This window comes from Streptomyces sp. NPDC085524, assembly GCF_044541755.1.
Classification (GTDB): Bacteria; Actinomycetota; Actinomycetes; order Streptomycetales; family Streptomycetaceae; genus Streptomyces.
In genome coordinates, this window is record NZ_JBITTH010000008.1 from 157,957 (window position 1) to 170,450 (window position 12,494).

Genomic DNA, 12,494 nt, shown 5'->3' on the forward strand with positions numbered 1-12,494 from the left:
AAGATCGAGTATGTGGTCCGCAACGACTGGCAGAGCCGAGGCCTGGCCACGGCCGCCGCCCTGACCAGCTACAAGCAACTCGCGGAACCTCCACGTGAGGCAATCCCTTACTTCGATGGTGCGGGGTCTCATAGTTCGCATACCGAAGCGAAGCTGGGACCCGCGGCTTTACGAGGCATCTCACACTGTGTCGGACGGGGCAGTCTCACGGGGCTGGCCCTATCCCTGGTCGATCTCGGGCACGCCCGCCTGGGTGAGCATCGCGAAGAAGGCTGCGATGGGGCCGTTACGCTCGGACCGGTCCGTGGTGAAGACCAGCCGTTGCGCAGCCCTGGACAAACCCACGAAGAAGGTTGATGTTCCTTCACGCGGGTCCCTTCCGAGGGCCCACCACTGCTTGCCGTGAATACCGAGGAAGAAAACGGTGTGGTACTCGAGGCCCTTGCTGCGGTGAGTGGTGAGCAAGACGACGGCATCGGCGGACTCGAACTCGTCGATCACCACACCCCAGTCGGCCGCTCCGTCAAGCACCGATTCAAGGCGCTTCTCGAATGCGTCGGTGATGAGATCGAACTCCTCGCCGGGTGCCGTGGCCTTCACATAGCGGCGTAGGGCTGCGCTGTCCACGAGGTCGAGCACCTTTCGGACGGCTTCCGTCGCAGACGTGGTCGACGGAGGGTGGGACTGTTGCCAGGCACGGAGCTGGGTGGTCAGGTCGCTCAGGTCCTCGCCGACACGCTGCTGGGCCGTCTCGTCGTCGGTTGCGCCGTGTACACGTTCCAAAGTCGCCGCTACCTCCTGCCACGCTGCGGCGAGCCCACGGGGCTGGTGCGCCAGCCGGAGCAGTCCTACGAACAGGCGAGTCGTCTCGCTCTTCAGTAGATCTTGGAGGGTCATCTTGCCGACCCGCGCGTCGTCGTTGCGGACTCGAATGCCGTGTACGGCGAGGCGGGCCCGAAACAGCGGCTCGAAGTCTTTGATTCTCTGTCGTGCGATGAGCGCGAAGTCTGCCGGTGCACGGCTCGAGCCAGCGATGTCCTGGGCGATCCAGTCGGCGATGAACTTCGCTTCTCTATCTCCGCCGGAGAACGTCCACAACATGGCCGGCTCGTGCCCATCCTCGGCAGTTGCTTTCGACGTGGCTCGCACTGTGGTCGGATCGAGTTTGCTGGCGATCACGTGCTGCAGCGCGACCAGGGCGTCGCTAGAGCGGAAGTTCCATGCCAGCCAGTAGGTGGTGGCGTTGAACGTGCTGGTGAAACGCTGGACGGCCTCGGGCACTGCGCCGGCCCAGCCCATGATCCTTTGCTTGCCATCCCCGACCGTGGTCACCGAAGTCTCCTCGCCGAACACTGACGTGAGGAAGGAGAACTGTGCGCTGGTCGTGTCCTGGAACTCGTCGACGAAAACAATGGGGTAAGTCATCCGCAGGGCACGCCGGAGCTTCGGCACCGTGCGAACCAGCAGCTCGGCGAGCCGGTTGAGCATGACGAAGTCGACCTCCGCCTTCCCCGACCGCAGGTATCGGGAGCGCCACCACTCGCGTACGGCGTAGGAGACGGCGTCGACGTTGTTGTCCGCCGGCACCTTCTCGGGCAGGTTCCATCCCCCGACGATGTCGGAGACGAAGCGCCCGGGCTGAAACCCGAGCTGCCCGGCCAGCGTCTGTGGCGCCGAGAAGGCGACGGTGTTGAGGAAGTCGCTCACTTCGGAGTCGGTCGTCATGCGGATGTCGTACCCGTGGCTCATCCGCCAGTCCGGTGGGAGGGCTGGCGCGAACCGATCCACCAGCCCCTTGGTGAATGCGTCGAAGGTCATCGACGCGAAGCGGCTGGCGTGGTCCGGAACGCGGGCGGCGACCCGGCGGCCGAGGTTGGCGGCAGCGTCCCGCTTGAAGGAGATCGCCAGAATGTGCTGCGGCCACGGACACAGCCCGGTCTGCAGGAGATAGGCGGCGCGCTGAGCGAGGAACTCTGTCTTGCCCGCGCCCGGCCCGGCGACGACTGCCACATTGCCGGTGTCCTGTAGAGCTTCCCACGCGGCCGGCTCTAGATCCTCGATACCCGCAGGGCGCCAATCCTCCACCGAGATCAGTGTTTTGGGGCGCAGTGGCGGAGCGCTCGTCGGAGCGAGACGGTCTGATGCGCTCAACGCGAGATCTCCTTCCGGATGTGCTCCACGAGAGCCTTGAGGACCTTAGGCGAATTCAGCCGGAGCTCTTCGTCACTGATGCGGCCGAGCGCGCCCAAGTGGGTGCTCGGTTTCGACCGCGTCAGGAACAGGTAGCGGTACCAGCCCAGCGACTCGGCCCGTGACTCGTTCCAAAAGGCTGGCCTAGTCCCCTTCTCACCCAGGACCGAGGTGATGGGATCACTGGAGGCCGGGCCGCGCTGGTTGCCCCTTACGTTTTTGTAGGCGTTGTCGAACGCCCACAGCATGGCGTAGTCGAGGTCGAGCGGCGCGGAGTAGAAGACGGCGAATGTGCGCAGGTGGGTCAGGATCGGCTTGATGTCCTTGAGGAGGAGGTCGTCGTGGATCTCCTCGACCTCGTCGTAGTCGGCGAGCCCTTCTAGCGGGTCCAGCCCGTTGTCGATGAGGCGTTTGCAGGCATCGCGGAGGCGGGCCGGGCCCGCGCCGACCTTGCCGTAGTCGAGGTCCAATAGGGTGGCATGGGGGATGTCCAGGTCGTGGAGCAGTTTCCACATGTGATTGGTGTGCCTGCCGTCGAGCGGCACCATCGCTACGAACGACGGGTCAAGCTGTACGCCGTGGGCTTGTGCGATTCGGGGGATGACGAGTTGCTCGGTGTCGCCTTCGCCGAGCACCACGAACTTGGCGAAGTACAGCTCCGGGTGGGCACGCACCGCCTCCCGCAGGTACTTGCCTGCCTCGGTGGTGTCGTCGGGGAGGGTGATTTCGCGGACTGATGCGGTCGCGGTGGCCGACGCCGTACGGAAGTGTCGGACGTCCTCGGGACGGATGCGGGTCATGACACTGGGGGAGTGGCTGGAGAGGATCGTCTGCGTCGCTGTGGCGCCGCTCAGATCTTGCAGCTGGCCAACGATGCGGGACAGGAAGAACGGCGAAAGGCAGTTCTCAGGTTCCTCCACCGCGATCAGGGTCAGGTGTGGCAGGTGAGCGGCCTGCAGCGTGAAGTCATCACTGTGCTGGCCTTCGTGGACCGCGGCCTCGACGTCGATAGCTGCCGCGACCAGGGCGAGGTGCAGCAGTGACCGCTGTCCGTCACTCAGCATGCGGGCTGGCCTGGAGCGACCGTTGTGGTCGGGCTCGAATACGAGCTCGGAGTCGCGGACCAGCTGGTTGAAGTCGCCATCGAGGAGTCGCAGTTTGGGATCCGAGTGCAGCCCCGCGTCGTGCAGTTCCTGCCACCGGGTGGTCAGCGCGCTTTCGACCGCCTGGACCACGGGCTCTTCGGTGAATTTCTCGGCGACTTCGGTCGCGTGGCCACTGACGAGGTCACGCAGGTCAGTTGACCATTGCGCAGCTCGCCACAGCCGACTGCGGAGAAAGGCCGTCACCTGGCGCACGCCGTCCCGGGAGGCCGGGATGTAGATCATCTGGATGCGGCTGCGCTCCGCAGCAGTCAGCTGCACATAGTCGTCCTCGCTGTACTCCTCGGCAAGGGTGTTGACGATCACGCGTGACTCGGTGATCGCCCCTTCCACGGTGCCGTCATCGACCCATTCGGCCCGGAGTGCCACCCGGACCTTCAGGTCGCCATCCTCTGCAGTGGCCATGCGTCGGAAGAACTCCGGGACCGCTCGGGGCGGCTCGGCCTGCTGCTGACGCTCCGCATCATCCGCGGCATCGCCATCGTTGTTCTCCCCGCTGTCGTCGAGTTCGGGGAACGCGAGCACCACTTCGATCGTGAGCTCGCGGCTGGCGGCGGGGTGGGTCTCGCCGACGGGCACGTGAAAGTCGTCCACACGTACCGACCGCTCCTGCCCGGATATCCCGAACAATCGCAGCAGCGCCTCGCAGGCCGCGGTTTTGCCCGAACCATTGGCACCGATGAAGGCAGTCATGCCCCGGTCCAGGCGAAGGGAAGTGCGCCCCGGCCCGAAGCACTTGAAATTCTCTAGCACGAGCTTCTCGATGAACATTCGTCACTTTCCGGTAAAACGACGTCATGAACGGCGACCGCGCACATGATGGTATTGAAACCGTGTGATCCTGACGAGAGCCGTGCTGGAGGTGTGGCTGCTGCCCTAGCCCCCACCCGGTTCAGCGGACCTCGCGTCGACTCACTCCACGGAGTGAACAAGCTGACCAGTCGGGCTCGGATTCGTGGCCAATCGGCCGTTGAGTGGCCACCTGCCGTGAGATTCGGCCACAGGATCTGATATCCCACAGATGTCCAAGGGCAGAGTTCGCCGGTGGCAGACAGGAAAGATCCCGCAAGGACTGGTGCAACGTTGCAGTGCATGTCAACCTAGACGACCTTCCCGAGGATTCGGAATGTTCCCAGGTCAGAGAGGTGATGCGTGTGACGGTGGAGCTATCGAACGCTGGATTCCGCACTACGATCGAGAAGTTGCGCTTGCATAGTTGGCTTCTGGGGCCCGGTCAGCCGACCGAGGTTATCGACTGCTTCCCCGAGGCGAACGGCGACTTCACCCTCATCGTCGATGACAGGGCCGACACCCACATCTCTTCGGCTGACGGCCGGCTGTATCTCGGTTGGTTTCCCGACGGCCGGCCCGGAGCGGAGGATGAGGGCTGGGTCCTGGCCGTCACCGGCACCGCCAAGGTTCCTGGCTACCGTGTCGTATTCGATCCCCAAACCCCGGCACGGCTCGTGGCCGTTACCGTCTCCGAGGTGCTCGCCACCGCTCGCCGACAGCAGTGACCACGCCGCCTTGCGGCGCGGATCCTCGCCCCCGGCCTCCGGCGGCTCCCCTGTTCCCCCGCGCTCTGTTCTCGCAGGCCGCGCGGCGCACATCCGCATCCACCACAGCGCTTTCCGCCCGTGAGGAGAACCGTGGCCCCTCAGCCCGAGCCCGGCGTCGAGATGACCGTCGCCGACCTGATGAAGCACCTGTCCGCGGCGGACCCCTCCGCCCGTGTCCGGCTCGCGATCAACCCCTTCTTCCCCATGGCCCACAAGATGGGTGCCGTGATTGTGGGCACGGACCATGACGAACGGCCGATCGTGTATCTCGCCGAGGACGCGGAGGCGGTGCAATACGGGAACCTGCCCAGGCCGGTCGCCGAAGCCCTCACCTGGATGCCTCCAGTCGAGCCGCCTGCACGGGGACGGCGGCTGCGCGCCGTCTCCGACGGCGACACGAGCCGCGACACCCCTTGACGACAAGGAGCACTCCTGCCCCCGCCCCCTGACTTCTCTTCGCTTCCTGCCTACTGGGTCACCCCGCGCCACCTCGCCGGCGACGATGGCCTCCTTGCTGACCAAGTCGGCTCCCACCTCACTGATGCGGGCTGGACCAGCCTCACCCTTGTCCGAGGCCGGCGTGAGCCCGACGAGTCCGACGAAGCCCGGCAGGTACTTCGCAGCACCGTCCTGTACGTCGCGCAGGATGCACTGAGCTGGGCGCAGTGGGTGCTGGCCGACGAGCCCATCCTCTTGGGCGATCAGCCGGTGGCGTGGACTGTCTCTGCCCGGGCTACCCCCGACAGCCTTCCCCAGTGGAATGCATACTTCTCCGCCGGAACCCCGCCCGAGGCCGTGACCGACTTCCTGCTCGCACTGGAGGGCCGCCCGGATCCCGCCCACGGCTACGCCGGGCCGCAGATGGTGCTCGACGCGCTAGCCGGAGGTGGCTGGGTCTGCGACCTCGACACCTCCACCGCCATGTCCGACCCCCGGCTGGCCGCCACCATGGTCTTGACGACCCTGCCGGACGAGGGCATTCAGGACGGCGACCCGCTCGTCCTCAATCCCGAGGCGGATGCGGCGGGCTGGCAGGCATGGTGCGAACCGAGAATGGGCGCCGGGCTCCTGTGGGCCGCCATGTTCTCCGCGAGCACGCCGCATGATCTCGTCGCGGCCTTCGCCGCCTCTCTGGCCTCGCCCGCACCGGTGCTCCGCCATACCTTGCCGGAGAGCAGCGAGGGCCAGCTCACTGTGCAACCGACTGTCTGATTAGCCGACGGCCGGACCCCGCTTGGGTCCGGCCGTCGGCCTTTTGCGCCGCAGTACGGTCACGGATCGATGTGCGGCTCCAGAAGACGGTCGCGATGCCTGCCGACGAGACCGGCGCCCCGCCCGGCCTCGGCGTGTGTGCGCGAGTCGGGCGGGGCGTCGGTTGGAGAGGTGGCCTTGTCCGCCGGTCAGCGGCCGTGGCCCGTGGCACCTCCGTGCGGCTGGTCACCGGGCTTGTGCCAGTGGAGAGCCGGGAGACCCCCGTCTGCGGCCAGGCTTTCCGTGAGATGGGCAGCACGGGCACAGATGCCGGAGCGGCGCACTGCCTGGGCGTTGGCTGCGCCGAGCAGGGACTGCAGCTAGGCGAACGCCGCCGTGGCACGCTCGCTGTCCGGAAGCGCGACTTCGCCGCGGCGCCCGGTGGACCTGGCGCCAACAATCTGCGCCCGGTCTGCTCCTAGGGCAGCGAGGGCCACCATCAGCCGCACCTGCGGATCGCCGGCGGCGGTGAGGCGGGTGAGGGCCTCCGCGGACACGAACTCGGTCACGGAACCTCCATATAGGAGAAGGAAAGGGGACAGGGGGCTCAGCGGGTTGTTGCCTTGGTCAGGGCGGCCTGCGCGTGGACCGTGACTTCTGCCGGGCTGCCAGAGATGACCAGGAGTACGGCCCCGGCGCGAATCACGGTCTGCTGGACGATGGTGCGCCGTCCGCCGGCGGTGACGGTGAGGACCTGCCCCCACTGCTCGTCGCCGAGGCGGGGCACCGCCACTGTCTGGGTGCGGACCTCCGCCACGGTGGTGGCGGTGACCAGCTGGTACGACGGGCAGGCGCCCATCGCGGTCATGATCCGCCCGGCCCCCGCGGCAAGCTCCTTGGGCGATGCGGAGTACAACTCCTCGGTCAGCTGGGTGCCGCCGGGGCCGGTGAAGACCCGCTTCCCCTGGTTCGGGAACATCACGTACGGGTTGTCCACGGCGCTGCCCAGCTGCTCCAGCTGCGGGCAGCCCTGGACGGACGCCTCGGGCGAACCCGTGGTTGTGGCGGGGCGGGCGGTGTAGCCGGGGCCGAGATCGTCGGCGGTGAGCAACCCGTCCGTGAGCCGCTCCGACGGCAGCACTCCGTGGTCGCCGGCGGTAGCTATGGGCGTCTCTGCCTGCTTCCAGGCGGGCGCGCTGTGGGAGGGCGGGGCGGAGCAGCCGGTCAGGGCCCAGAGGGCGAGGCAGGTGCTGGTGAGGATGGCGGAATGGCGAAGGCGCATGCGGGTTCCCTGGGTCGGATGCGAGTGGGCTGACCGTGGCCGCCTCCTCGGAGCGGCGGGGCAGGAATACAGGGGGTCCAGGGGCGCGGTGCCGGATCAGTGGTCGAGGGAGCGCAGGCCCTCCTCGAGGGTGCCGAACTTGCCGTTGCTCGGGCCGCTGTTGCGGTTGTACCAGGCCACGTCGAGGTGGGGCTCCAGGGTCTCGTGTTCGTCGCGGCAGCGCAGCCAGATCCGGCCCTGGGTGCACAGGATGACCCAGTCCCGGTACGCCTGGCACTGCGGGCAGGCGCGGACCTCACCCTCGACGACCAGGGGGCGCCGCCACAGCATGAACCGGCCGGCCAGCTCGTCGTCGGTGTCCATCCGGAAGTCCGGCGGCAGGAAGTCGTCCACTACCGCAGCGGCCGGAGCGGGTTCGGGCGCCGAGGGGGCCGGCTCGGGCCACTGCGGCTCCGGGTACGCCAGCCACGGAACACCCGCCGGCCCCATCTCCCCACGCTCCTGCTTCGCCTTCCTGCGACCGAACACTTGGGCTCCCCTCCCAGAGTTGGCTCCCCGCACACGTCGGCGGGTCATGAAGCGTGCCCCACCGCCCCCATCTGCAGCAACTCGCGAATCCCTGAAAGTCCGGTTACCTCCTGCGGCGCTGCGGACCCTTCGCGGCCGGGTTCCCGGCCTTCCGCCCGGAGGGAGATGACCGGACGGAGCCACCGTCGGGCAGGGGCGCCGCCTGGGCGTCGGCCGGCAGGTCCGCGGCGCGGCGCAGCCGCCACACCAGCACGTCGGAAACCGACTCGGCGCTCGCCAGCTCCCGGCGGGCAGCCGCATCGGCCAGCAGCGCGGTGGCGTCGTACCCGGCCGCCTCGGCATCGGCAAGGGTTGCCGCCAACGCCGCCCACCCGGCCTCCGCCAGGACCTGCTCCGCCAACGGCGACGGCAGTGCTTCCCGGACCCGCTGGACCTGGCGGCGCAGTACCGGAGGAGCCAGGGACCGGCCCCGTACGGCCAGCACACCCATCGGCTGCGCGGCGGCGGCCCGGTAGGCCGTGCGCAGATGCTCGGCGGCCAGCTGGGCGGCGGCGGCCTGCTGGGCGTGTGCCTTCTTCCCATGCCAGTGCGCGGCCACGGTCACCAGGAAGAACACGGCGTCGATCACCATCGCGGTCGTCGCTCCGTCCTCCCCCCGCCCGAGCGCCGGACCGCTGTAGACCAGGTCACGGGCAGCCTGACGAAGAGCCCGGTCATGACCGCGTTCGGCCCGCACGTGGGAGCGGGAGGCCCGCTCGAACACGTAGGCAGCTTCTTGCAGTTGGCGCCGGGTGTGGGCGGCGGACGTCTTCGCGAGCGCGTCCAGGACCTCACCGGCAGCCGCGATGTACGCCGCAGCCACCGCGTCGTCCGCGCCGTCCATGACGAGCACCGCCTGCCACAGCGCCGTGCTTGCCCGGCGCCGCGCCGATGCGGGCCCCGACGGCACCGTCTGCTCAGCGGCCCGGCTGTGGGTCCGGCGGCCGGACCAGCGCTCCCGGATCCGCGGCAGGGACAGGTCCGGGCCCAACTTCGAGCCCGGGTAGAAGACCGGTTCCCCTTGGGCGTTGACGTCTCCGGGCAGCGCGACCGTGTACCCCAGGAGGTCACCGGACGGTGCGACGCGCGTGCGCACCAGAACGCCGGCGGCGCCCAGGCGGTCGAAGAACTCGTTCTCGCTCTCGGCTCCGGCCACAGCCCGTCGGACGGTCTCGCGGAGTTCCTCGCGGGCGGTGCGCTCGCGGCCCTGGCGGGCGGCCTTGTGGCGTTCGGCGCTGGTGGGCCGCTTCGCGGCGGTGCCGTCACCGGGGTTGAGGCGGCGCAGACCCAGCTCCTCTTCCAGACGGCGGGCTTCGGCCTGGACGCGCACGGCGTCGAAATCGAGATCCGGCCGGTTGCCGTCCTCACGCACCAGCGTGGCCAGGATGTGGATGTGGTCGTCCGCGTGGCGTACGGCGACCCAGCGGCAGCCGGAGCCTTGGTCGGGGTCGTCGATGCCGGCGGCGGCGACCATGCGGCGGGCGACGTCGCCCCATTCCTCGTCGGACAGGGTCCGGTCGGTGGGGCCGTTGCGCACCGACAGGTGCCACACGTGCTTCGCCGGCCGTTCGTCTTCGGCGAGCAGGGCCAGGGGCTGATCGAGGAGCTGCTGGAGCTGCTTGTAAGTGACCTCGGCATCGCGTCCGGGGTCGGGGGCGCCGTGGTCCCAGGAAGCCACCAGGTGCGGGTCGACGTGCTCCTCGGCCTTGCCCGGCCCGTACAAGTAGCAGAGGAGGCCGATGGTGCGCTGCCCGCGCTTGTGGATCTTCGGGACCATGGGTGTGGAGTCCTAGGTGTGTTCGAGGAGCTGGTCTGTGGCGCCCTGGACACGAGCGGAGGCGCCGTGGACCGCGTCGAGTACGGCGTCGAGCTGGGCGTCGGGCGGCTGGGCACCGGAGTTGATCGCGCGGGTCAGCTGGTTCAGGTTGTTGCCGATCTGTCCGAGGTCCCGGCGGGCAGCGAACAGCTCGGCGACCATCTCGCGGCGCCCTGCGATGGCCGCGGCGCTGGTCTGCGGATCGCGGGCGGCGCTGAGGGCGGCGCGGGCGAAGAAGCCGGCGAGGGTGACGCCGGCTGTCTTGGCAGCGGTCGCGACGAGCACGAGCTCGTCGTCGCTCATACGGACGCTGCACACGTTGGGGCGCTGACGGCGCTTGTACGTACGGCGTCGGGTACGGGCTGCTGCGGGCGCGGCAGATGCGGTTTCGTGCGTGGGCTGTTGGTCCCCTCCTGGCTGCGATCCGCCCTCGGTCGCAGCCTCCTCGTCAGGCGTCCCCCGGCGCCGGACGAGGCCCTGCCCCCCAGGGGCAGGGAACCCTTTGGACACTCCGCCGATGGTGGAGTGTCCAAAGGGATAACTTGCTCCTCCTGGGAGCGAGTTGGTGCCAGGCGAACGGTGGTCACGTCCGGGGGACTCGGCCGGTCTGACGGGCTGGTCCGGCTTCGCTTCGCGCGGGTTCTCGGCTGAGGGCATCGGCGCTTTCGGCTCCTTCCGGGAGGCGAGGTGCGGGAACGGGGCGGCGGCCCGGGTGCTGGTCCGGGCCGCCGAACTGGCAGGGGTGCAGCTCACCCGCACAGGGGGCAGTGCGTGTAATGGCGGGAGAGGGCCTTGGCCATGTTCTGCTTCACCGCCAGGGCGTGACGCGTGCTCGACTTCGAGGCGTTGCTGCCCGCGTGACGAGCGGCATGGTTGCGCAGGAACGTGATGTCGCGTTCGTATCCGGCCTTCAGGTCGGTGAATCGGTCGCACGTCTTCATCGGCGGGTGGCTCCTTCCGAGGATGTGGTGGAGGCGGTAGCGGCACGAAGCGCGGTCAGGACGGGACCGATGTGCTCGTTGCCGAGGGGGATTCCGCGGGCGCGCATGATGCCCCGCAGCTGTGCCCTGGTGATCTGCACGTTCCCCTCCGCCGCCAGGACCGCGGGGACGTCCGGGAGGACCAGCTCGACGACCTCGGCCTCGGACAGGCGACGCGGTCCGGTCCGGCGGTCCGACCGTCCGGCATGCACCTTCGCCCGGACGGACCGGGGGCGAGCCGGGCCGGTCCGAGTTTGACGCGGTCCGGGTTTCGGTCCGGGGCGGGGCGGTCCGGTGGGGGTGTTGGTCCGGTCCGGGTTGGGGCCGGTCCGGGTTTCCGTGCGGTCCTGCGGTCCGGCGGTCCGGCTTGGGTCCGGGTCCGGTCCGGGTCGGGGCGGTCCGGTGGGGGTGTCGGTCCCGTCCGGGTTGGGGCCGGTCCGGGTTTCCGTGCGGTCCTGCGGTCCGGCGGTCCCGCTCAGCCCCGGTCCGGTCCGGGTTTCGGTCCGGCTGTTCCGGACGGGCCTGGCGACGCGCTGCTGGATCTGCCTCATCAGGACTCCGAAGGCCAGCATCGCGCCGGTCGGTGGGACCGCCGCGACCAGGTAGTCCAGGAGCGGAACCGGACCGGTCGTGGTGCCGTTCACGCCGGCCACGTTCAGGGCGATCGATCCGAGTGACCCGACAGCCGTCAGCCCGACCGCCCACCAGTCCGTCACCCTGCGAAGTCCGGCCCGCAGCATCAGCAGTTCGCCAGCGACGATGAACATGTCCAGCGTGGCGGGCCAGGCCCACTGCCGGATCGGCGAGCGATCCAGGCCGTGCCGCCCGGCGACCTCGGCGAGATGGGCGTAGGAGAGCCAGAATCCGGCGCCGGTCAGGACGATGATCACTGTCCCGGCAGCGATCAGGGCGTATCGGTCGGCGGTCTCCTCGGTCAAGGGCTTCCTTTCTCCGGGCTCGCTGGGTGATGTGGTGTGCGTCCGCCGGCGGTGGACCGGGCGGGAAGTAGCGCCGGGCAGTTCAGGCCGCCTTCTTCAGGGCGTTGATCAGTTCGTTCGTCTGGGCCTGGCGGGGCACCTGGCAGAACGTTTCCTCGGGGGCGGTCTCGCTGCTGGCCTCCTCACCCTGGTCCGGGGTGCCGGCTTCCTCGCTGTCCGCGGCCGGGACCTTCCAGTACCGGTCGCGGTCGGCCACCGCGTGACGGGCCTCGCGCAGGAGATCGCGGGCGTGATCAAGGTCGACCCCGAGGGCGTAGGCCAGCCGCGATGCGCTCCATCCGCGTACGTGGGCGGCGCGAGAGACGGCCTCGCGTTCAGCGGCGGAGAGATGGACATCCCGGCCCATGAGGGCGGCGCGGACCCGCTGGTAGTCGAGCCGCTTGGCGACCTTGGCACGCCAGGGCTTCCGTTCCGCCTCAGTCAGCCCGCCCCACAGGCCCCACCGGATGTCGTTGTCCAGGGCGTGGGTGAAGCAAGCCTGGCGTACGGGGCAGGCGCCGCACAGGGTCTTGGCCTCGGCGATGTCGGTGTGGGCCCGCGGCGCGGGAAAGAACAGCCGGTCGGCTTCCGCAGGGTCGAGGTCGCGGCAGTTCCTTTGGTCGTGCCACGAGATGTCGGCGATGCCGCGCAGGTCCGGGACGGGCTGGGTGTTGGTGGTGATGTGGCGCATGGGATGGGTCTCCAGGGCATGCCGCGGGCGGCGAGCGTGCGCGGGACGTGGCGGCGGGTGTCGGCACACCGGTTCGCG

At 69.1% G+C, this 12,494-nt stretch carries 13 protein-coding genes; 3 read left to right on the forward strand and 10 right to left on the reverse strand.

The genetic code is table 11. The features are described 5' to 3' along the window. Positions 1-219 precede the first annotated feature (219 nt). The gene (locus tag ACIGFK_RS14640) at positions 220-2,151 is read right to left on the reverse strand and encodes a UvrD-helicase domain-containing protein (RefSeq protein ID WP_400051947.1); all 1,932 of its coding nucleotides are present in this window, start codon (positions 2,149-2,151) and stop codon (positions 220-222) included. Next, positions 2,148-4,124 carry an ATP-dependent nuclease gene (locus tag ACIGFK_RS14645; protein ID WP_400051949.1) on the reverse strand — a complete coding sequence of 659 codons (1,977 nt, stop codon included), beginning with the start codon at positions 4,122-4,124 and terminating at the stop codon, positions 2,148-2,150. Before ACIGFK_RS14645 ends, ACIGFK_RS14640 begins: the two co-directional genes overlap by 4 nt. Before the next feature lie 383 nt (positions 4,125-4,507). Between ACIGFK_RS14645 and ACIGFK_RS14650 the strand changes: the two genes are divergently transcribed. The 3 genes from ACIGFK_RS14650 to ACIGFK_RS14660 all read left to right on the forward strand — a co-directional run bounded on the left by ACIGFK_RS14650 (position 4,508) and on the right by ACIGFK_RS14660 (position 6,124). Beyond that, the gene (locus tag ACIGFK_RS14650) at positions 4,508-4,870 is read left to right on the forward strand and encodes a DUF317 domain-containing protein (RefSeq protein ID WP_400051951.1); all 363 of its coding nucleotides are present in this window, start codon (positions 4,508-4,510) and stop codon (positions 4,868-4,870) included. A gap of 132 nt (positions 4,871-5,002) precedes the next feature. Continuing rightward, positions 5,003-5,329, forward strand: a complete 327-nt coding sequence (locus ACIGFK_RS14655; RefSeq protein WP_308313446.1) for a hypothetical protein — start codon at positions 5,003-5,005, stop codon at positions 5,327-5,329. Positions 5,330-5,563: 234 nt separating this feature from the next. Next, complete coding sequence (locus ACIGFK_RS14660) at positions 5,564-6,124, forward strand: DUF317 domain-containing protein (RefSeq protein ID WP_400052095.1); 561 nt, start codon at positions 5,564-5,566, stop codon at positions 6,122-6,124. Between the two features lie 359 nt (positions 6,125-6,483). On the opposite strand, the gene ACIGFK_RS14665 is transcribed toward ACIGFK_RS14660, so the two are convergent. The 8 genes from ACIGFK_RS14665 to ACIGFK_RS14700 form a co-directional block, all read right to left on the reverse strand. Then, positions 6,484-6,672 (reverse strand): hypothetical protein, encoded by a 189-nt coding sequence (locus ACIGFK_RS14665; protein ID WP_400051952.1) that lies wholly within the window; start codon positions 6,670-6,672, stop codon positions 6,484-6,486. A 38-nt stretch (positions 6,673-6,710) separates the two neighbouring features. After that, positions 6,711-7,385 (reverse strand): hypothetical protein, encoded by a 675-nt coding sequence (locus ACIGFK_RS14670; protein WP_400051954.1) that lies wholly within the window; start codon positions 7,383-7,385, stop codon positions 6,711-6,713. Between the two features lie 96 nt (positions 7,386-7,481). Then, positions 7,482-7,913: a hypothetical protein gene (locus ACIGFK_RS14675; RefSeq protein WP_400051956.1), complete on the reverse strand. Its 432-nt coding sequence runs from the start codon at positions 7,911-7,913 to the stop codon at positions 7,482-7,484. A gap of 103 nt (positions 7,914-8,016) precedes the next feature. After that, positions 8,017-9,729: a mobilization protein gene (locus ACIGFK_RS14680; RefSeq protein WP_400051958.1), complete on the reverse strand. Its 1,713-nt coding sequence runs from the start codon at positions 9,727-9,729 to the stop codon at positions 8,017-8,019. Between the two features lie 12 nt (positions 9,730-9,741). Further along, positions 9,742-10,425 carry a MobC family plasmid mobilization relaxosome protein gene (locus ACIGFK_RS14685; RefSeq protein WP_400051959.1) on the reverse strand — a complete coding sequence of 228 codons (684 nt, stop codon included), beginning with the start codon at positions 10,423-10,425 and terminating at the stop codon, positions 9,742-9,744. A 92-nt stretch (positions 10,426-10,517) separates the two neighbouring features. After that, positions 10,518-10,709 carry a hypothetical protein gene (locus ACIGFK_RS14690; protein WP_400051961.1) on the reverse strand — a complete coding sequence of 64 codons (192 nt, stop codon included), beginning with the start codon at positions 10,707-10,709 and terminating at the stop codon, positions 10,518-10,520. Beyond that, positions 10,706-11,686 carry a DUF2637 domain-containing protein gene (locus ACIGFK_RS14695; RefSeq protein WP_400051963.1) on the reverse strand — a complete coding sequence of 327 codons (981 nt, stop codon included), beginning with the start codon at positions 11,684-11,686 and terminating at the stop codon, positions 10,706-10,708. The genes ACIGFK_RS14690 and ACIGFK_RS14695 overlap by 4 nt, the downstream gene beginning before the upstream one ends. 82 nt (positions 11,687-11,768) lie before the next feature. Then, complete coding sequence (locus tag ACIGFK_RS14700) at positions 11,769-12,416, reverse strand: WhiB family transcriptional regulator (protein WP_400051965.1); 648 nt, start codon at positions 12,414-12,416, stop codon at positions 11,769-11,771. Between the last annotated feature and the right edge of the window lie 78 nt (positions 12,417-12,494).

Bases quoted from the DNA above. Each gene is read 5' to 3' on its own strand.
- ACIGFK_RS14645 (WP_400051949.1), bottom strand. From the start codon at position 4,124: ATGTTCATCGAGAAGCTCGTGCTAGAGAATTTCAAGTGCTTCGGGCCG.
- ACIGFK_RS14670 (WP_400051954.1), bottom strand. From the start codon at position 7,385: ATGCGCCTTCGCCATTCCGCCATCCTCACCAGCACCTGCCTCGCCCTC.
- ACIGFK_RS14680 (WP_400051958.1), bottom strand. From the start codon at position 9,729: ATGGTCCCGAAGATCCACAAGCGCGGGCAGCGCACCATCGGCCTCCTC.
- ACIGFK_RS14685 (WP_400051959.1), bottom strand. From the start codon at position 10,425: ATGCCCTCAGCCGAGAACCCGCGCGAAGCGAAGCCGGACCAGCCCGTC.
- ACIGFK_RS14690 (WP_400051961.1), bottom strand. From the start codon at position 10,709: ATGAAGACGTGCGACCGATTCACCGACCTGAAGGCCGGATACGAACGC.
- ACIGFK_RS14700 (WP_400051965.1), bottom strand. From the start codon at position 12,416: ATGCGCCACATCACCACCAACACCCAGCCCGTCCCGGACCTGCGCGGC.